General features: G+C 68.7%; 23 protein-coding genes. 14 read left to right on the top strand and 9 right to left on the bottom strand.

Annotated features, from left to right (window positions below; genetic code table 11):
* Positions 1-66: 66 nt before the first annotated feature.
* The 3 genes from NNI01S_RS06385 to NNI01S_RS06395 form a co-directional block, all read right to left on the bottom strand.
* Positions 67-384, bottom strand: a complete 318-nt coding sequence (locus NNI01S_RS06385) for a hypothetical protein (RefSeq protein ID WP_063018370.1) — start codon at positions 382-384, stop codon at positions 67-69.
* Positions 381-839, bottom strand: coding sequence for a hypothetical protein (locus NNI01S_RS06390; protein ID WP_063018372.1), 459 nt, complete (start codon positions 837-839; stop codon positions 381-383). Before NNI01S_RS06390 ends, NNI01S_RS06385 begins: the two co-directional genes overlap by 4 nt.
* Before the next feature lie 70 nt (positions 840-909).
* Positions 910-1,251 carry a hypothetical protein gene (locus NNI01S_RS06395; protein WP_063018374.1) on the bottom strand — a complete coding sequence of 114 codons (342 nt, stop codon included), beginning with the start codon at positions 1,249-1,251 and terminating at the stop codon, positions 910-912.
* 193 nt (positions 1,252-1,444) lie between these two features.
* On the opposite strand from NNI01S_RS06395, the gene NNI01S_RS06400 reads away from it, so the two are divergent.
* Entirely contained in the window at positions 1,445-1,864 is a 420-nt protein-coding gene (locus NNI01S_RS06400; RefSeq protein WP_063018376.1) for a CBS domain-containing protein, read from the top strand.
* A gap of 12 nt (positions 1,865-1,876) precedes the next feature.
* Here the strand turns inward: NNI01S_RS06400 and NNI01S_RS06405 are convergent, their stop codons facing one another.
* Genes NNI01S_RS06405 through NNI01S_RS06415 form a run of 3 tightly spaced genes read right to left on the bottom strand, consistent with a single transcriptional unit; the run spans position 1,877 to position 3,435 of the window.
* The gene (locus NNI01S_RS06405; protein WP_063018378.1) at positions 1,877-2,596 is read right to left on the bottom strand and encodes a metallophosphoesterase family protein; all 720 of its coding nucleotides are present in this window, start codon (positions 2,594-2,596) and stop codon (positions 1,877-1,879) included.
* A 5-nt stretch (positions 2,597-2,601) separates the two neighbouring features.
* Positions 2,602-2,871 carry a BON domain-containing protein gene (locus NNI01S_RS35230; protein ID WP_063018380.1) on the bottom strand — a complete coding sequence of 90 codons (270 nt, stop codon included), beginning with the start codon at positions 2,869-2,871 and terminating at the stop codon, positions 2,602-2,604.
* Complete coding sequence (locus NNI01S_RS06415) at positions 2,872-3,435, bottom strand: nucleotidyltransferase family protein (protein WP_063018382.1); 564 nt, start codon at positions 3,433-3,435, stop codon at positions 2,872-2,874. It abuts the gene before it with no gap.
* 142 nt (positions 3,436-3,577) lie between these two features.
* Here NNI01S_RS06415 and NNI01S_RS06420 point away from each other — a divergent pair, with 142 nt between their 5' ends.
* Entirely contained in the window at positions 3,578-4,003 is a 426-nt protein-coding gene (locus NNI01S_RS06420) for a ChaB family protein (protein WP_063018384.1), read from the top strand.
* On the top strand, positions 3,990-4,502 hold the full coding sequence (locus NNI01S_RS06425; protein WP_084488564.1) for a DUF6328 family protein: 513 nt from the start codon (positions 3,990-3,992) through the stop codon (positions 4,500-4,502). The genes NNI01S_RS06420 and NNI01S_RS06425 overlap by 14 nt, the downstream gene beginning before the upstream one ends.
* A 22-nt stretch (positions 4,503-4,524) precedes the next feature.
* On the opposite strand, the gene NNI01S_RS06430 is transcribed toward NNI01S_RS06425, so the two are convergent.
* Positions 4,525-5,736 carry a glycosyltransferase gene (locus tag NNI01S_RS06430; RefSeq protein ID WP_063018388.1) on the bottom strand — a complete coding sequence of 404 codons (1,212 nt, stop codon included), beginning with the start codon at positions 5,734-5,736 and terminating at the stop codon, positions 4,525-4,527.
* A gap of 391 nt (positions 5,737-6,127) precedes the next feature.
* On the opposite strand from NNI01S_RS06430, the gene NNI01S_RS06435 reads away from it, so the two are divergent.
* The 11 genes from NNI01S_RS06435 to thpD all read left to right on the top strand — a co-directional run bounded on the left by NNI01S_RS06435 (position 6,128) and on the right by thpD (position 15,037).
* Positions 6,128-6,541, top strand: a complete 414-nt coding sequence (locus tag NNI01S_RS06435; RefSeq protein WP_063018390.1) for an STAS domain-containing protein — start codon at positions 6,128-6,130, stop codon at positions 6,539-6,541.
* A gap of 80 nt (positions 6,542-6,621) precedes the next feature.
* Positions 6,622-7,305 (top strand): PAS and ANTAR domain-containing protein, encoded by a 684-nt coding sequence (locus NNI01S_RS06440; protein ID WP_063018392.1) that lies wholly within the window; start codon positions 6,622-6,624, stop codon positions 7,303-7,305.
* A 165-nt stretch (positions 7,306-7,470) separates the two neighbouring features.
* The gene (locus tag NNI01S_RS06445; RefSeq protein WP_063018394.1) at positions 7,471-7,902 is read left to right on the top strand and encodes an ATP-binding protein; all 432 of its coding nucleotides are present in this window, start codon (positions 7,471-7,473) and stop codon (positions 7,900-7,902) included.
* Positions 7,892-8,677, top strand: coding sequence for an RNA polymerase sigma factor SigF (locus NNI01S_RS06450; RefSeq protein ID WP_063018396.1), 786 nt, complete (start codon positions 7,892-7,894; stop codon positions 8,675-8,677). The genes NNI01S_RS06445 and NNI01S_RS06450 overlap by 11 nt, the downstream gene beginning before the upstream one ends.
* Positions 8,678-9,188: 511 nt before the next feature.
* Positions 9,189-9,536 (top strand): hypothetical protein, encoded by a 348-nt coding sequence (locus NNI01S_RS06460; RefSeq protein WP_245675991.1) that lies wholly within the window; start codon positions 9,189-9,191, stop codon positions 9,534-9,536.
* Positions 9,537-9,982: 446 nt separating this feature from the next.
* On the top strand, positions 9,983-10,693 hold the full coding sequence (locus tag NNI01S_RS06465; RefSeq protein WP_063018400.1) for a response regulator transcription factor: 711 nt from the start codon (positions 9,983-9,985) through the stop codon (positions 10,691-10,693).
* On the top strand, positions 10,680-11,768 hold the full coding sequence (locus NNI01S_RS06470) for a sensor histidine kinase (protein ID WP_063018402.1): 1,089 nt from the start codon (positions 10,680-10,682) through the stop codon (positions 11,766-11,768). The genes NNI01S_RS06465 and NNI01S_RS06470 overlap by 14 nt, the downstream gene beginning before the upstream one ends.
* 227 nt (positions 11,769-11,995) lie before the next feature.
* Positions 11,996-12,454 carry a diaminobutyrate acetyltransferase gene (ectA, locus tag NNI01S_RS06475; RefSeq protein ID WP_245676008.1) on the top strand — a complete coding sequence of 153 codons (459 nt, stop codon included), beginning with the start codon at positions 11,996-11,998 and terminating at the stop codon, positions 12,452-12,454.
* On the top strand, positions 12,451-13,728 hold the full coding sequence (ectB, locus tag NNI01S_RS06480; protein WP_063018404.1) for a diaminobutyrate--2-oxoglutarate transaminase: 1,278 nt from the start codon (positions 12,451-12,453) through the stop codon (positions 13,726-13,728). The genes ectA and ectB overlap by 4 nt, the downstream gene beginning before the upstream one ends.
* Entirely contained in the window at positions 13,725-14,123 is a 399-nt protein-coding gene (locus NNI01S_RS06485; protein ID WP_063018406.1) for an ectoine synthase, read from the top strand. Before ectB ends, NNI01S_RS06485 begins: the two co-directional genes overlap by 4 nt.
* 8 nt (positions 14,124-14,131) lie before the next feature.
* The gene (gene thpD, locus NNI01S_RS06490; protein ID WP_063018408.1) at positions 14,132-15,037 is read left to right on the top strand and encodes an ectoine hydroxylase; all 906 of its coding nucleotides are present in this window, start codon (positions 14,132-14,134) and stop codon (positions 15,035-15,037) included.
* Between the two features lie 91 nt (positions 15,038-15,128).
* Here thpD and NNI01S_RS06495 read toward each other — a convergent pair whose 3' ends face one another.
* The gene (locus NNI01S_RS06495) at positions 15,129-16,292 is read right to left on the bottom strand and encodes a lactate 2-monooxygenase (protein WP_245675992.1); all 1,164 of its coding nucleotides are present in this window, start codon (positions 16,290-16,292) and stop codon (positions 15,129-15,131) included.
* Between the two features lie 67 nt (positions 16,293-16,359).
* Positions 16,360-17,172, bottom strand: coding sequence for a 23S ribosomal RNA methyltransferase Erm (gene erm, locus NNI01S_RS06500; protein ID WP_063018412.1), 813 nt, complete (start codon positions 17,170-17,172; stop codon positions 16,360-16,362).
* Positions 17,173-17,390: the final 218 nt, after the last annotated feature.

Raw genomic sequence — 17,390 nt, forward strand, 5'->3', positions numbered from 1 at the left:
TGAAATGCCCGGCACGCCCGGTTCGAAACCGAGGAGCCCCACATCGGCTCTCAGGAGCGCATCCGGCTATTTCGGCACGAAAATGCCGGTGAGGTCCGCCTTCCGGATCGGGGTATCGGGGTTGGCCTGTGCCGCGCACATCAGCTTGATCGCCGCGATCGCGGCGTCGACCGTTCTCGCGTCGGGCGTGCCGTCACCTTCTCGTTCCTGTTCGAGGAACTTCTCGGTGGTGATGCGCTGCTTGTCGGGATCCTGGGCGACGTATTCGTTGCACGGCGTGTCGCCGCCCTTGTTCACGATCTTCTGCGGCTCGTCGCCGCACCCCGCCGCGCATACCGCCAGCGTGGCGAACACGGCTACGCCCACCCGGCGCGCGGCGCTCATCGGCCGAACCCCGCCAGCGCCGAGGCCAGATCCGGCACGTCGAGCGCCTGCACGGCCTGCTCCCGGACATCCGGGCAGTTCTGCGTGGTGATGGCATCGACCGTGTCCCGGTCGGTGACGACCACGTCGTTCAACCCGCCGTTACGGGCCGCCCAGTTGTGCACGGTGCCGTTGAACGTCACTTTGGCGAGCGTGGCACCCTGCCCGCGCCAGGTGTCGATATCGGCGCGCATCATGTCGCACAACTGTTTTGCCGCTTCCTGGGTGATCTGGTCGGTGTTCGGAACCTGGGGGCTGGAAGGGCCGGGCATGGTGATCGACACGGTCGCGGGCTCGGGGGTGTCCGCCGCCGTTTCGCTGTCATCACTCGAACATGCCGTGATCGCCGAAGCGGCCGCGAGCGCCCCGGCGAGCAGGACGAAGCGGCCCAAGGGCCGGTTGGGCTGGTTTCTCATTCTTTCTTTCTCCTGGAAGTCGAAGCCGCGTTTCCTCGACCGGCGCCTGCGCCGGCGGCGGGATGCGCGATCAGTGGCCGGCCGCGTCGCGCAGCCGCCTGCCTTCCCGCGCCTTGATCCGGCGGTGCTCGGCGACGATGACGAGGACGCCCGCGAGGATGCAGACGCCGCTGACGACCCCCGCGATCACCGCCCAGCCCGCGAATCCGTATCCGGCGGCGGTGAGCGTGAGCGCCATGGCCACGATGCCTACCGCGACCAGGATGATGCCGGGCCAGTTGCGGGCGTCCTCGATGGACTCTCCGGCGTGGCTGCGGTTGGTGCGGGTGTCGTCCGGGAACGTGTGGGTCCGGGGATGGTGCTGCTCTCCGGCGCCGGATCCCGCGGTCGGCTCGTTCGGTGCTGGCAGCATCGGATGTCCTTTCTGCTGAGCGGCAACGATTTCGGTGCGCGTGCCGCCCGGGGCCCGGAGCGTTCCCGCCGGGCCATCCGGGGCGGCCGTACCGGTCGGATGCCCGCGTTAGCGGATCCGAAACGCGGGTACGACGTCAGCGAGCCGCCCGATCCGGGCCGCTCATACCCGCAAAAGTCCCAGGAGGACCCCGATGACAACAGCACGGGACATCATGACCCGGAACGTGGAGTGCGTCCGCTCCAGCGACACGGTGGTCGCGGCCGCACAGCGCATGGCGGAATTGAATGTCGGCGCCCTGCCCATCTGCGGCGAGGACGACAAATTGAAGGGAATGCTCACCGATCGCGACATCGTCGTCAAGGTGATCGCGCAGCGCAAGGACCCGCTCGGCGTCGACGCGGGCGAACTCGGCGGCGCGGAACTGGTCACCGTCGAAGCCGACGACGACGTGCGCAAGGTGATGTCGGTGATGTCGCAGCATCAGGTACGCCGTGTACCGGTGCTGGAGCAGGGCCGGCTGGTCGGCATCATCGCGCAGGCCGACGTCGCCACCGCCGTCGACAACACCCAGTCGGGAAGCATCGTGGAGGCGATCTCGACCGACTTCTGAGTCCGGCGCTCCTCAGACCGCGGCCGGGTGCATGTCGTAGACCGCGTAGGCCGCTCGGATCACCGGCTGGGCGACATTGCGCACCCGGATGCCGCCCGGAGTGGTGCCGCGTTCGGTCCCCGCGTGGGCATGACCGTGCAACGCCAGGTCGGCGCCGTGCTCGTCGATCGCCTCGCCGAGCAGGTACGAACCGAGGAAGGGATAGATCTCCCTCGGCTCACCGTGCAGCGTGTCGCTGATCGGGGAATAATGCGTGAGCGCGACGGTGATGTCGGTGTCCAGCGCATCGAGCGCGGTGCCGAGTGCGGCGGCCACCTCCACGGTGTGCCCGGCGAATTCGCGCATCAAGGGTTCGCCGAAGACGCTCGCGCACTTGCCCGCGAATCCGCCGCCGAAGCCTTTCGTGCCCGCGACCCCGAGCGTGCTGCCGTCGACGTGCAACGTCACCGACGTCCCCTCCAGGACGGTGATGCCGTGGTCGGTCAGCGCGGCGGTGATCTCGCGTTCGGCGTCGCCGTGATAGTCATGATTACCCAGCACGGCGACGACCGGCACGCCCAGGTCGGCGAACTCCTCCGCGACGACCCTCCCTTCGTCGGCACCGCCGTGGCGGGTCAGATCGCCCGCCAGCAGGAGCACGTCGGCCCGCTCGACGAGTCCCTCCAGCGCCGGCCGCCATTGCCCGCGCGAGTCCACGCCGAGATGTACGTCACCGACCGCGGCTATTCGCATGCGGCTCAACTCCTTTCGGATCCGTCCGGCTCCAGCGTCTCGGTCTCGACGGGGGCCGTGGGACGGGTGACATGGACGTCGTTGTGGATCCGGGCGTGCGGGAGTTGCTCATGCACCACGGTTTCCATCTGTTTCTTGCAGTTCTCGCTGCTCACCTCGCCGCAGAGCACCACGACGTCGCCCCGGATGGTCACCTGCACCCCGAGCTCGGCGGTACGGGGGTCCTCCGCCAGCGCCCGGCGCAACCGTGCGACCAGGTATTGCGGCTGTTCCATCTACTCCACCTTTCCGGTGCGGGTGATGCCGAGATCGTCCAGCAAGCCCATGAACGCCCGCGCGTAGGGCGAGGCCTTGGTCTGCTCGCGCACCACTTCCCAGTCCACCTGTTCGCGCAGGTCACGCGCGATGTGCAGGATCGGGCTCAGATCCAGGCGGTGCGCGTCGAAGACAAGCATCTTGTCCACCATCAGATCGGTACCGCTGATCACGGGTGCCTTGGCCGGACCGATCCGCATCTCGGTGGCCCGGTCGAGCAGGTCATCGGTGACGTCACGATCGTTCGGACGATGGATGACATCGACGAGAACGTCGTCGGCGTAGACCTTGCGCAGCCAGTTCTCCGGCGGGTCGCACACCCGCAGGCCCGCGCGGGCCAGTGTGTGCACCGCCCGCCCGCTGTCCTCGGGTTTGACGAAGATGTCGACGTCGTGCTGGGAGGCAGGGCCGCCACGGGCGTAGACCGCGCAGCCGCCCGCCACCGCGAATCGGATATCCGTCGCCGCCAGCGCGTTCACCGTGCGGGTGAGCGCATGCAGCAGCTGATCGGTGGTAACGGCCATGCAGCGGTGGTACCCGGCGGACACCGGGTTAATCGACGTTTCACCGGGTATGCGTCCGGATATCCGGAGGGCTCGCACCTGGCGGCACCGGGCTTGCGGACCATTTCGGACCACCGGCCTCGGGACGCGAAGGGAGCGGCACATGCCCAAGACGACAGCACGCGGCGACGTGAAGAAGTCCGAGTTGCCCAGCACGCTGGAGCGGTCGGAAGAGAAGGCGCAGCGCACCTTCGCCGAGGCCCACGACGCCGCGCTCGAACAGTACGACGGCGACGAGCAGCGTGCCCACCGGGTGGCCTACGCCGCGCTGAAGCACAGCTACGAGAAGGTCGGCGACCACTGGGAGCCCAAGCCGCGCCGCGGTCCCTCCGACGAGCGCGCCGCCCAACGCGGCCCGAACGCGAAGGGCGAGACCGCGGAAGGCGTCGACGCCAACGCTTCGAAAGACCATCTGCTCGGCATCGCGCGGCGGCTGGACATCTCCGGCCGCTCACGAATGACCAAGGACGAACTCGTCGAGGCGATCAAGAAACGCAATCGCCGGGAGGCCGCGCGTGCCCGAGGATGACCACGGCGCGTGGGCCCGCCGCGCGCGGGGTGAGACCGAACTGGAACGACTGGACCGGAACTGGAGCAGCCTGATCCAGGAATTGCGCGTCGTGCAGACGGGCGTGCAATTCCTGTTCGGCGCGCTGCTGGTGCTGCCGTTCCAGGCGTCGTTCGGCACGCTGTCGCCCGGCATGCGAGCGCTCTACCTGGCCACGCTGGCCGCCGTGCTCGGGGCGACGGTCTTCCTGATCGCGCCGGTGTCCTGGCATCGGATCCTCTTCCGCAGGCACCGGCTGGGCAATGTCGTCTCGGCCGCACATCGGTGCGCGATGACGGGCGTCGCGCTGCTGGGGCTGGCGTTGATCGGCGCGGTGACCCTCGTCGTCGACTACGTCACGGGGACGGCCGCGGCGGTGGTGTCCGCCGTCGCGAGTGTCGCCCTGTTCGGGGCGACCTGGCTGGTCGCGCCGTGGCGCTGGCGCAGCGCCTCCGAGGATGTCCGCGCCGACCACTACTGACCCCACCCGGCCCCAACGCCTGTCACCGGGCCCAGGAGACGACTTCGCCCGCGTGCGCGGGAGCGCCTCGGTGGTAGGCACTGAGCGTCTCCGCGGCGACGCGGTCCCAGGAATTCCGGCTCGCTGCCCGCTGATAGCTTGCGGCGCCCCACGTTTCGCGCAGCGTCGGGTCGGCGAGCAGGGGACGCACGGCCCGGGCGATCGCGTCGGCGTCCGGTGGGGCGACGAATCGGCCGGTGACGCCGTCGACCACAGTGTCCAGCAGACCGCCGACGGGCGTGGCGATCACCGGTTTCCCGCAGGCCATCGCCTCCAGAGCCACCCTCCCGAACGGTTCGTACCACGGCGTGCAGACCACCACGTCCGCGGAGCGGTACAGCCGCGGCAGCGCCGACCGCGTCACCGGTCCGGTCAGCCGGAGTCGTTCGCGCACACCGTGATCCGAGGCGAGGCGGCGCAGTCGACGTCCCTCGGCGTCGTCTTCGTCGTCGGCGGCCGGGCCGCCCACGATCACCAGTTCCGTATCCGGGAGGTCGGCCAGCGCCTTGATCACCGGGTCGAATCCGCTGCGTCGCACCAGCTCTCCGGCGGCCAGCAATCGGTGCGCGGCATGCCGGTCGGCCGCTGCGCCCTCCGGGGTGAACACGGTGAGGTCGACCCCGTGCGGCACGATCGAGGTCCGGAATCGCGGCACTCCCATTCTGGCCAATTCCGCGATTTCGTCGGAGCAGGTCGCCACCACGTGGGCCGCTCGCGTCGCGATGAGCCGCTCGAACCGGATGCGCGAGCGCGGGCTCGGGTCGGCGAGACCTTCACTGCGCCGCTGCACGGTGCCCAGGCCGTGGAAGGTGAGTACCACGGGGACGCCGTGGGCACGGGCGGCCAGCTCGGCGGCGAGCCCGGACTTCCAGTAGTGCGCGTGCGAGATGTCCGGTTGCTCGGCGGCCCAGTGCCGGCGCAGGCCGGTGCCGAAGTCCCCGAGATAGGGCAGGGTCCGGTCGCTCGGCAGCGGCGTGGGCGGTCCGGCCGCGACGTGCACCACGCGGTAGCCGCCTTCGGCGAGCAGCTCGGCGGGGGCGCGCGCACTGATGCGCCGGGTATAGACGGTCACCTCGTGGCCGCGGCGCGCGTACGCCGCCGACAATTCGGCTACGTAGGTGCCGCGGCCGCCCCCATCGGCGGGGCTGCCCTCGGCGAGGGGGCTGGCGTCTTCGGAAACCATGGCAATCTTCACCGGGTGCTCCGTTCTCGTCGCGGGGCACCCTCCGGCAGCGCGAATACGCGCGGTTGCCCTACGACCGGCATCGCGTGACGTTCGGGATATGTCGGGGATATGCCCGGAGGCGGATCGATGAAACCCCACGTCAGCGGTAATATCACCAGCCGAACGGTCGGTTTGTGCCGGTGACGGGGGCTCTGGCGGCGGGTCACGTTCTCCTACCGAACGCTGTCGGGAACGGGTGGTCCGTGCCACACTGTAGGGAGGTTGAGATCACAGCCGACCCCGGTTCGACGCATTCGGCGCAGCCGGTCGATGGGACGGCACGGCAACCGATTCGCGGTCGCGCCGCCTTCGTCCCCGGCCGCCGCGGAGGGCTGGATACCCCCTACATGGGAGGTTCGACTTGTCTGCCATTTCTCTGCTACGGGAGCATGCCGAGGGCGTGCATCTCAATGGTTCGGGACCGGGCCGTCGTCGGGACAACCGGTTGTGGGCGCAGCGGGTGGATCGCCGCCGGGAATGCGTGGTGGTCCGTGTCGAAGGCGAGTTGGACGCCGCTGTGTCGGCCGAGTTCTTCGAGACGATCGATCGTGCGTTGCAGTCACCGTGCGATGCCGTGGTGATCGATCTGCGGGCGGCGAGGTTCTTGAGTCTGCGCGCGGCCGTGCGGCTCGGCGGCCTGCGTAGGGATGGAGTCGGACGGCCGGATCTGCGGATCGTGGCGGGCGGACCGGGAGTGGAGCGCGCGCTCGAGGTGACCGGTGTGCGGTCGTTGTTCCCCAGCTACTCCACCATGCGGGCGGCCCTGGACGCCTGAGGTGCCCCGAAGCCCGTGCTCACGGTGTGACCGCCGCCGATCCGGTCACACCGAGCGCACCGGCATCGGATACTTTTGCGGTGAGTGAGAGCAGGTCGGTCCAGTCCGAGGAAGCCCTCGCGCTGGACCGCGTGATCGGTTCGGGAACGCCGCAGAGTGTGGGCAGTTTCCGGTTCTGGTTCGCCGACCGGCGATGGGAATGGTCGGACGAGGTCGCGTCGATGCACGGCTACGCACCCGGTGCGGTGACGCCGACGACGGAACTATTGCTGACGCACAAACATCCGGAGGATCGCGCAGCGGTGGCCAGGGCCCTGGAGCGGTCGATCGCCGACGCGGAGCCGTTCTCCAGCCGGCACCGCATCATCGACACCACCGGCGTCGTGCGTCACGTGATCCTGGTCGCCGATCGGATGCTCGATGAGGCGGGGCGAGTCATCGGCACTTCCGGCTACTACATCGATGTCACCGACACCCTCGCCGAACACCGGCAGGAGACGCTGGACGGCGCCCTGCCCGAGCTGTACGCCGCCCGAGCCGTGATCGAGCAGGCGAAGGGCGCGCTCATGCTGATCTACGGCATCGGGCCCGAGCAGGCGTTCCGGGTGCTGAGCTGGCGGTCGCAGGAAACCAACGTCAAATTGCGCAAGCTTGCCGCCCGGCTGGTCACCGACATGCCCGGCCTGACGCGAGTTCCCGCCGCGCTGCGAACCGAGTTCGACCACCTGCTGCTCACCGCCCACGAACGCATCGACGGCGACTGACCGGCGTTTCGATCCGGCCTCGGCGGGTACGTCCTCGGACGAGGAACGCGGCGGTATGCCTGCTCCACAGTCCGCGGTACCCGCGGTGTTTCGGTGGCCAGGAGAACCCGCGGCGATGTGCAGGCCACGGTGGAGTGGCTGTGAGGACAAGGTGGTGATGGGCAAATGGGGGAGTGGACTTCCCGATCCTTTACCGACACGACGACTGTCGGTGTGCGCGTGCCCGCCCGGCTGGAGCAGCTGACCATGCTGCGCGCGCTCGCCGAGACCGTCGCACTCATCGCCGACTTCGCTCTCGACGAGGTGACCGACATCCGGCTCGCGCTCGACGAGGTCGCGACCTCACTCATCCTCGACGCGGCGCCCGGCTCGACGATCGACTGCGAGTTCACCTACGACACCGACAAGATGTTCGTGCACGTCTCGTCGGTCGCGGTCACCGAGTCGGTGGTCGGCCATGCCGGGCTCGGCTGGCATATCGTGCGGACGCTGACCGACTCGATCGCCGCCGCGCAGGGCTCCTACGACAGCGTGCTGGGCGGATATCCGACAGTGATCGACTTCAGCTGGGTGCGGGGTGCCCCGAATGGCGAGTGAGCCGAGGGCACGCGGAGACACCTACGACAACATCGAGCCGCTTTTCGAGAAGATCGCCGCACTGCAACCGGGCGAGGCGGGCCGCGAGGCTCTGCGCCAAGAGCTGATCGAACGGTGCCTGCCGCTGGCCGAGCACATCGCGCGCAAGTTCTCCGGGCGCGGCGAGAACTTCGACGATCTGCTGCAAGTCGCGCGTCTGGGCTTGGTGCAGGCAGCCGACCGTTTCGACGTGACGCGCGGGTCGTCGTTCCTGTCCTTCGCCGTCCCCACCATCATGGGCGAGGTGCGGCGGCATTTCCGCGACAACACCTGGGCCGTCCGGGTGCCCCGCCGGACCAAAGAGATTCAGCTGAGCATCGGTCCGACCGTCGAGACGCTGTCGCAGCGACTGGGCCGGATGCCCCGGGCCAGGGAGATCGCCGCGGAACTCGGGGTCGACCTGGTCGAGGTGACCCAGGCGCTGATCGCGGGCAACGCCTACCAGTCCTCGTCCATCGACGCGGTCGCCGGCGAGGACGCGGAGAGCGCCCCGCAGCCGCTGCTGGACAGCCTCGGCGCCGAAGAGCCGTCCTACCACCTGGTCGAGGACGTCATGGCGGTCGGACCGCTGCTCGGTGAGCTGCCGGAACGCGAGCGCCAGGTGCTGGTCATGCGGTTCTTCGAGTCGTTGACGCAGAACCAGATCGCCGAGCGGCTCGGGGTCTCCCAGATGCATGTCTCGCGCATTCTGTCCAGGACGTTGAATTCGCTGCGCGAGCAGGCGCTGCGGGACTGAGTATCGTTCCCCTACACCGGATTCGGCGGAGCGGGATCCGGTGACGGCCCGGGCAGGCCGGGGTCCGGTGCCGGGCGGCCGGGATCCGGCAGCGGAGGCGCCGGGTCGGGCCCCGGTACCGGTGGCCGGGGCGCTGGGCCCGGAACCGGCGGCAGCGGATGCGGATCAGGTTCCGGGGGAACGGGATTCGGATCCGGAATGGGGTCCGGCTCGGGAATCGGCGGTACCGGATCCGGTTCTGGGATGGGCGGCACCGGGTCCGGCTCGGGTGTGGGCGGGACCGGCTGTGCCGCGCTGTCACTGGACATGCCAACTCCTTCACTTTCGGGCGATCGGCCCGCGGTGGCGGTGCCGCTGGTGCGGCCGATCATCGTGCGGTTACCCACCGATCGCCGGGCGAACCGGTCCGCGCCGACGCCGGACATGGTTCGGCCGACCAGTTTGCCGCCGAGGCCAGCGGGTAGTCAGACAGGAACCGGACTACAGATGCCGATGGCTCGAGGAGCTCGTCATGACCGACCAGCGCCGCCCAGGCACCCGGAATCCGCGGTTGGGACCGGGTGGGTCAGGGGCGTCGCCCCGAACTCGCGGGATTTCCGTCACCAGGAACCACGACGTCATCCGCCGCTGGGCCGCACAGCGCGGCGCTCGGCCCGCGACCGTGCCGGGCAGCGAGTACAACGGCCGGCTCGGAGTGCTGCGGTTCGACTTCCCCGGATACGGCGGGGCGGTGCTGCGCCGGGTGGGCTGGGACGAATGGTTCGCCACCTTCGACGCGCGAAATTTGCGCTTCTGGTATCAGGAGCCGAGCCCCGACCGGCCGCCGAGCAATTTCAACCGACTGGAACCGCCGCGATAGCCGATCGGCCGCTGGCTCCACCGTGAGACCGGTCACCGCCGGATGCACGTGAGCGGTCCGTGCAGAACCTGTGATGCACCGCACTCTGCGGCCGTGTGTTCCATTCCCGATCCCGCGGCCCGCACAGGTTTCTTCATATTCGGCGACCGGAGCGAAAAAGGTTGCTGATCAATGGCTTTCGTGCATGTTGTCGTTCCTCCCGCAGCGCATGCGGCGCACGGAACCCAAGCGGCGCGTCCGCCCCCTCGCTCCCCGAATCAATCGGGCGTATAGCGTCGACGAGATAACCAAGAGGCCCCGAATCGGTCTGCCGGACGTTTACCGGACGGGCACCGGGGTACTCGTAGCCGAGCAAAGGTTGCTCGAAAAGCGGAAGGTCGCGTCGGTATGGGGATGCGGTTGTCCGCATCGTGACGCGCTTTCGCATGTCTGCAAGGGATAAGGTCTTGAGCGCAAACCTGATGATCGTGGAAGACGACGACCGGGTCCGTGGTGCGTTACGGCTCGCTATGGAAGACGAGGGATACGACGTCGACGAGGCCGAGGAAGCCGAGGACGCGCTCACCCATCTGCGCAGCAATGGTGTTCCCGATGTGATGATCGTCGATCTGATGCTCGGCGGCATGGACGGATTCGAATGTATCCGGGAGATCCGCCGCGACCACGACGTCCCGATCATCGTGGTCAGCGCCCGAGACGACACCCATGATGTGGTGGCCGCGCTCGAGGCGGGGGCCGACGATTTCGTCACCAAGCCGTTCGAGATCAAGGAGATCACCGCCCGCATGCGCGCGGTGCGCCGCCGCTCTCGGCTGACCGCAGAGCGGGAGACGCCGCAGGAGATGGTGCTCGAGGCCGACGACACGGCTCCGCTGGTCCTCGCCCAGGACAGCGGCGTGGTGCGCCGCGCCGACGAGGAGATCCGGCTCACGCTCACCGAGTTCCGCCTGCTCTGTGAGCTGGCCGAGTCGCCCGGCCGCGTGCTCAGTCGTACGGTACTGCTCGAGCGCGTCTGGGATCGTGGGTTCTTCGGCGACGAACGCATCGTGGATGTGCACATGCGCCGCCTGCGCACGAAGATCGAACGGGATCCGTCCGACCCCCGCATCGTGGTGACGGTGCGCGGGCTCGGCTACCGCCTCGATGTGCGCCGCTGAACGCTGCTTCGACGCCGAACGCTGGAATCCGAACGCCTGGAGTCTTCGTGCCCGGGTGACCGCCGCCTTCGCGACCATCGCCGCGCTGATGTCGCTGGTCCTGGTCGTTTCGGTCTTCGTGCTCAGCCGCAGCTACCTGGAAGCACAGTCGCCGGGCGATCTCAACGCCGATCTCGACCGGCTGCGCAACGTGCTGATCGGGTGCGCTGTGGTGGTCACCCTGATCGGCGCGGCGGTCGGCTGGTGGGCAAGCAGGCGGGTGCTGACCCCGCTGCACCAGCTCGCGGGCACCGCCGCGCGGATCGCCTCCGGCGACCTCGACCAGCGGTTGCCCGCCACGGGTGACCAGGACCTGGCGATCACCGTCGAGTCGTTCAACACCATGGTGGACTCGCTGCAACGGCGCATCGAGCGGGAGCATCGGCTCTTCGGCGACGTCAGCCACGAGTTGCGCACGCCGCTGACCACCCTGATGGCGAGCGTCGATGTGCTCAACCGGCACCGCGAGGATCTGCCGGAGCGTTCCCAGCGGGCGCTCGGCTTGGTCACCGCCGAGGTCGGCCACCTGCGCAAACTGCTGGACGACCTGCTCGCCCTGGCGCGGGTGGAAGCGGGCATGCACCACGGCGACGCCGAGCCGCTGTCGGTGCGCGAGCTGCTTGTCCATACCCTGGCCGACCGCCGCTATCCGGGCGAGCTGCTCACGGTGCGTCAGGACGTCACCGTGCGCGGCCGCAAGGTGGAACTGGAACGCGCGGTGGCCAACCTGCTGCACAACGCCGACCGGCACGGCGGCGGCGTGGTCGCGGTCAGCGTGGACCGCGACGGCACCGACGCGGTGCTCACCGTCGACGACGCAGGCCCCGGCGTACCGGCCGCGGACCGGGACCGGATCTTCGAACGATTCGCGACCGCCCGCAGCGGCCGCCGCTCGCCCGACGGGTCCGGCATCGGCTTGGCGTTGGTCGCCGAGACGGTCGCCACCCACGGCGGCCGGGTGCACTGCACCGAACGACCCGGAGGGGGCGCGCGATTCGTCGTGCGGCTGCCCCGGCTCGGCGACATCCATCCGTAATACGACCGTAAAGAAGTCGACTGGTTCACCTCAAAGTCGCTTCGCAAGCCTGGATAAGTACTGCTGATCGACGAGGGAGTTGTATGTCACTGCCAACCCTGTCCCCAGCGGAGATCGAGCGATCGCGCGTCGGCAACGCCGCGGCCGCTCTTGGGGCCACCCCGTCTCGGAAAGACACCGGACCGGCCGTGGTCCTGCGCACGCCCCGCCTGGGCGACGGCGCTCCGATGTGGCGTATCGCGAAGGATTCCGCGGTGCTCGATGTCAATTCGAGCTACGCGTACCTGCTGTGGTGCCGGGATTTCGCCGGGACATCGGTGGTCGCCGAAGTGGACGGTCGCGTCGTGGGATACGTGATCGGCTTCGTCCGCCCACAGGCGCCCGACACCGTCTTCGTCTGGCAGATCGCGGTGGACCGCTCGCAGCGCGGCCGCGGCATCGCCGCCGAGCTGCTCCACACGTTGCTCAACAGTGTCGCCGCCCAGGGAGTTTCGGTGCTCGAAACGACCATATCGCCGGACAACGCCGGTTCCATCGCGCTGTTCACGTCGGTGGCGCGGGCGCGCGGCGCCGATCTGGCGAAGCGCCCCCTGTTCGACGCCGGCGTCTTCCCCGACAGCCACGCACCCGAAGACCTGTATCGCATCGCCCCGACCGCCCGCACCACCGAGGAGGATCACCGATGATCAACACCGACACCACCGTTTTCGAGAGCCTGGAGTCGAACGTGCGCGGTTATTGCCGTGCCTGGCCCACCGTGTTCACCACGGCGAAAGGCAGCTGGCTGCGCGACGAGGAAGGCAAGGACTACCTGGACTTCTTCGCCGGCGCCGGTGCGCTGAACTACGGCCACAACAACGACGTACTCAAGCGCTCGCTGCTGGACTACATCGCCGGTGACGGCATCACCCACGGCCTGGACATGTCGACGGCGGCCAAGCGAGAGCTGCTGGAGACGTTGCGCGACACCGTGTTCACCCCGCGCGGCCTGGATTACAAGGTCCAGTTCCCCGGCCCCACCGGCGCCAACGCGGTCGAGGCCGCGCTCAAGCTGGCGCGCAAGGTCACCGGCCGGGAAACGATCGTCAGCTTCACCAATGCCTTCCACGGCATGACCCTCGGCGCGCTGTCGGTCACCGGCAACGCCGCCAAGCGCGCCGGCGCCGGTGTGCCGTTGGTGCACGCCGCGCACATGCCCTACGACGGCTACTTCGACGGCACCACCGCCGACTTCCAGTGGATGTCGAAGGTGCTCGACGACACGTCGTCCGGTTTCGACCGCCCGGCCGCGGTGATCGTGGAGACGGTCCAGGGCGAAGGCGGCGTCAACGTCGCCCGCGCCGAGTGGCTGCGCCACCTCGCCGGTCTGTGCGCGGAGCGGGAGATCCTGCTGATCGTCGACGACGTGCAGATGGGGTGCGGCCGCACCGGGCCGTTCTTCTCCTTCGAGATCGCGGGCATCACCCCCGACATCGTGACGCTGTCGAAGTCCATCGGCGGCTACGGCCTGCCGATGGCGCTGGTGCTGTTCAAGCCGGAGCTGGACGAGTGGTCGCCGGGTGAGCACAACGGCACCTTCCGCGGCAACAACCCCGCCTTCGTCACCGCGACGACCGCGTTGCGCCACTACTGGTCCGACGACGCCCTGCAGACGGCCACACAGGCCAAGGGCGAGAAGATCGCGCGCACCCTGGGCGAACTGGCCGACTACTTCCCCGGTGTCTCGACCCGTGGACGCGGTCTGGTGCAGGGCGTGGTGTTCGACGACCCCTCGCAGGCGGGCAAGGTGTGCCAGATCGCCTTCGAGCGCGGGCTGCTGGTGGAGACCTCCGGTTCCACCGACGAGGTGGTGAAGCTGCTGCCGCCGTTGACGGTCACCGACCAGGAACTCGACCAGGGCTTGCAGATCCTGACCGGCGCCGTCGAGTCGGCGTGCGGCGGAATGGGGGCGATCGCATGATCGTGCGCACCACCGCGGAGATCACCGGGACCGAACGCGACGTGGCGGGCGAGGGCTGGCGCAGCAAGCGCATCGTCCTCGGTGGCGACGGCGTCGGCTTCTCCTTCCACGAGACCACCATTGACGCCGGGACCGTGCACGAGTTCCACTATGTGCACCATGTGGAGGCCGTCTGGCTCGTCGAGGGCGAGGGCACGCTGACCGACCTGGACAACGGCGTCACCTACGAGCTCGCCCCCGGCTCGATGTACCTGCTCGACGGACACGAACGGCACCGCTTGGAGGTCCGCACCACGATGCGGATGATGTGCGTGTTCAACCCGCCGGTCACCGGGCAGGAGGTTCACGACAGCAACGGCGTCTACCCGCTGGTCGCCGCGACGATCGGAGGTTGAGAACACCAATGGTTCTGCAGCACACCGAAACCCGGCCCGAGACGGCTCGCTACGATCGCTATCCGACCCGTCTCGGCGCGCCCGCTCCGCACCTGGAGCGGGCCGACCCCGCGGTGTGGGGGGAGGTCGAGAGCCCGGAACTCGCCTCGTTCGACGCCGACGGGTTCGCGATCCTGGACCAGCTGCTCACGCCCGCGGAAGTGGCCGAGTACAGCGGCGAGATCACCAAGCTGGCGAACGATCCCGCGCTGCGTGACGACGACCGCGTCATTGTGGAGAAGTCGTCGAACCGGGTGCGCTCGGTCTTCGAAGTGCACAAACTGAGCGAGGCGATCGCCGACCTGGTGCGTCAGCCACGAGTGCTCGGCCTCGCCGAGCAGGTACTGGGTTCGAAGGTGTATGTGCACCAGAGCCGGGTGAACTACATGCCCGGTTTCCGCGGCACCGGTTTCTACTGGCACTCCGATTTCGAAACCTGGCACGCCGAGGACGGTATGCCCGCGCCACGGGCGGTGAGCCTGTCGATCGCACTCACCGATAACTACCCGATCAACGGCAGCCTCATGGTGATGCCGGGCTCGCACCACACCTTCGTGCCCTGCCTGGGCAGCACCCCGGCCGAGCACTATCGGGAGTCGTTGCAGGAGCAGGAGATCGGTGTGCCCACGACCGACGACATCACCGCGCTCGCCAACCGGTACGGGATCAGCCAGTTCACCGGCCGGGCGGGTTCGGCGCTGCTGTTCGACTCCAACCTGATGCACGGGTCGTCGAACAACATCACGCCGTTCCCGCGATCGAACATCTTCGTGGTGTTCAACAGCGTGCACAACACGCTCGTCGAACCGTTCGCCGCGCCCGCGCCGCGACCGGCCTATATCGGCAGCCGCGATTTCACGCCACTGCCGGACTGATCGAGAACCGCCCCGCGCGTGCGGCCCGCCCACAACCCCGGGCGAGCCGCGCGCGCGGGGCGGTTCTCATGCACACGACCTTTCGCGCAGGTCAGGGCAGCCGCCGGATCGCGTCCGGGCCGAGGTCGGCGATCGTCGGGTACCCGTCCACCGCCATCAGCAGGTCCGCCTCGGCCAGCAGCGACCGCACCACGTGCACGAGGCCGTCGACACCGCCGAGCGCGAGTCCGTAAGGATAGGGACGGCCGATCCCTACGGCCGTCGCGCCGAGCGCGAGCGCTTTGACGATGTCGGCGCCGGTGCGGATGCCGGAGTCGAATAGCACCGGCAGGCCGTCGGCCGCCGCCACCACTTCCGGCAGATGCTCGATCGCCGGAATGCCGCCGTTGGCCTGCCTGCCGCCGTGGTTGGAGCAGTAGATACCGTCGATGCCCGCGTCCTGGGCGCGCCGCGCGTCGTCGGGATGACAGATGCCCTTCAGCACGAGCGGCAGGTCTGTCAGTGATCGGAGCCACGCCAGGTCGTCCCAGGTCAACGCATTGCCGAACAGTGAGATCCAAGTCAGGATGGCGGTCTTCGGGTCCTGCTCGGGCGGGCTGGGCAGCAGGCCGCGGAATACCGGATCGCTGAAGTAATTGGCCAGGCAGTGCCCCCGCAGCTGGGGGAAGTTGGAGACCGCCAGATCGCGCGGGCGCCAGCCGGGCACCCAGGTGTCCAAGGTGACCACGATGGCCTTGAAGCCCGCGGCTTCGGCCCGCCGGACCAGGCTCTGCGCGAGGTCCCGGTTGGTGGGAGTGTAGAGCTGGAACATGCCCGGGGTGTCGCCGAACTCCGCCGCCACTTCCTCCAAGGGATCCGCCGTGAGGGTGGAGGCGATCATGGGGACGCCGGTGCGGGCCGCGGCCTTCGCCGTGGCGATGTCGCCGTGCCCGTCCTGGGCGCACAGCCCGATCACACCGACGGGGGCCAGGAAGATCGGCGTCGGCAGCGTCATCCCGAACAGCTGGATCGACAGGTCGCGGGTCTTGCTCGCGCGCAGCATGCGGGGGACCAGGCCCAGTTTTTCGAAGGCCGTCACATTGGCCCGCTGGGTGAGCTCGTCTCCTGCCCCGCCCGCCACATACGACCAGACGCTCGGTGGCAGCGCCGCCTGGGCCTTCGCTTCCAGGTCGGCGTAGGTCATCGGGAAATCGGGCAGCACGCCGCCGAGCCCTTGGAAGTAGATCTCGTTCTGGTAGTCGCCGAAGTTGGTCACGCTGCTCCTGTCCTCGTCTCGATGCATGAATGTATCCGATACGTTCCTGTAGCAAGTGTGGTTCCGATCAGGCGCGCAGCACCCGGTACAGGGTCGACCAGCGATCGGGGGAGACGAGCCCGACCGGCTGATCGAGCGGTATGCCGGCCGCTTCGCAGGCCCGGCGGACGGCGCGGGCGGGGAATTCTCGCCGCAACGACGCGGCCACGCTGCCCCCGACTCCGGAGAAGCCCAGCTCGACCAGCCTGCGGTAGTCAGCGATCCGTTCGCGCGGTAGCAGGGGAGCGGACCTGTTGCGCAACCGCAGGATGGCGGCATCGACCTGCGGCACGGGATCGAAGCTGTGCCTGCCGACGCGTGCGCCCAGTTCGATCGCCGTCGTGGGCCAGTGGCCGACGGTGAGCTTGGTCCATCGGCCGTAGTCGCCCGAGTGCTTGCGGGCGAATTCGAGCTGGGTGAGCAGGGTAGCGGAAGTGAGCCACCGCGCGGCCAGACACCAGCGCACGATGTCGGTCGTGGCGCCGAACGGCACGTCGGCCACGACCGCGAACGGCTCCCTCGGCGGGCGGACAGTGCGGAAATCGCAGTGATGCAACGTGATTCGTGGATCGTCCGCGTACCGGCGGCTCAGTAGCGCCGCATAGCGCGGATCCTTCTCGTAGGCTCGGACGCGGCTGCCCGCCTCGAGCAATCGCCTGGTCAGCATGCCGTCACCGGGTCCGGCTTCGAGGACGAGGTCGTCGGCGCCGACGCCCGAGGCGCGCACGATCAACCGGGCGACGCCGGCGTCGGCGAGAAAATTCTGCGACAGCGCTTTTCGCGTGGTCGCGGGACTGCTCCCACGGGTGCGAGCACGCGGAAGGGAACGATGGCGGGACATGGGTGTCCTCCGAACGGAGTGGTCGAATCGGAAAGGTCGATTCGCCTGGACCCATGCGAGGGCACGAAGAGTTCGGCGGCCGCTACCGGCCGCCGATGCGGATTCCGCTGGAACGATTCAGGAGATCGGAGCGGTACGGTGCGCCGGCAGAGCCCAGGCCTCCGTACGCAGCCGGAGGTAATACGCGCCGACCGCGTACGCTCCGTTCACGCCAGGAC

Source organism: Nocardia niwae NBRC 108934 = DSM 45340 (assembly GCF_001613465.1).
Taxonomy (GTDB): domain Bacteria; phylum Actinomycetota; class Actinomycetes; order Mycobacteriales; family Mycobacteriaceae; genus Nocardia; species Nocardia niwae.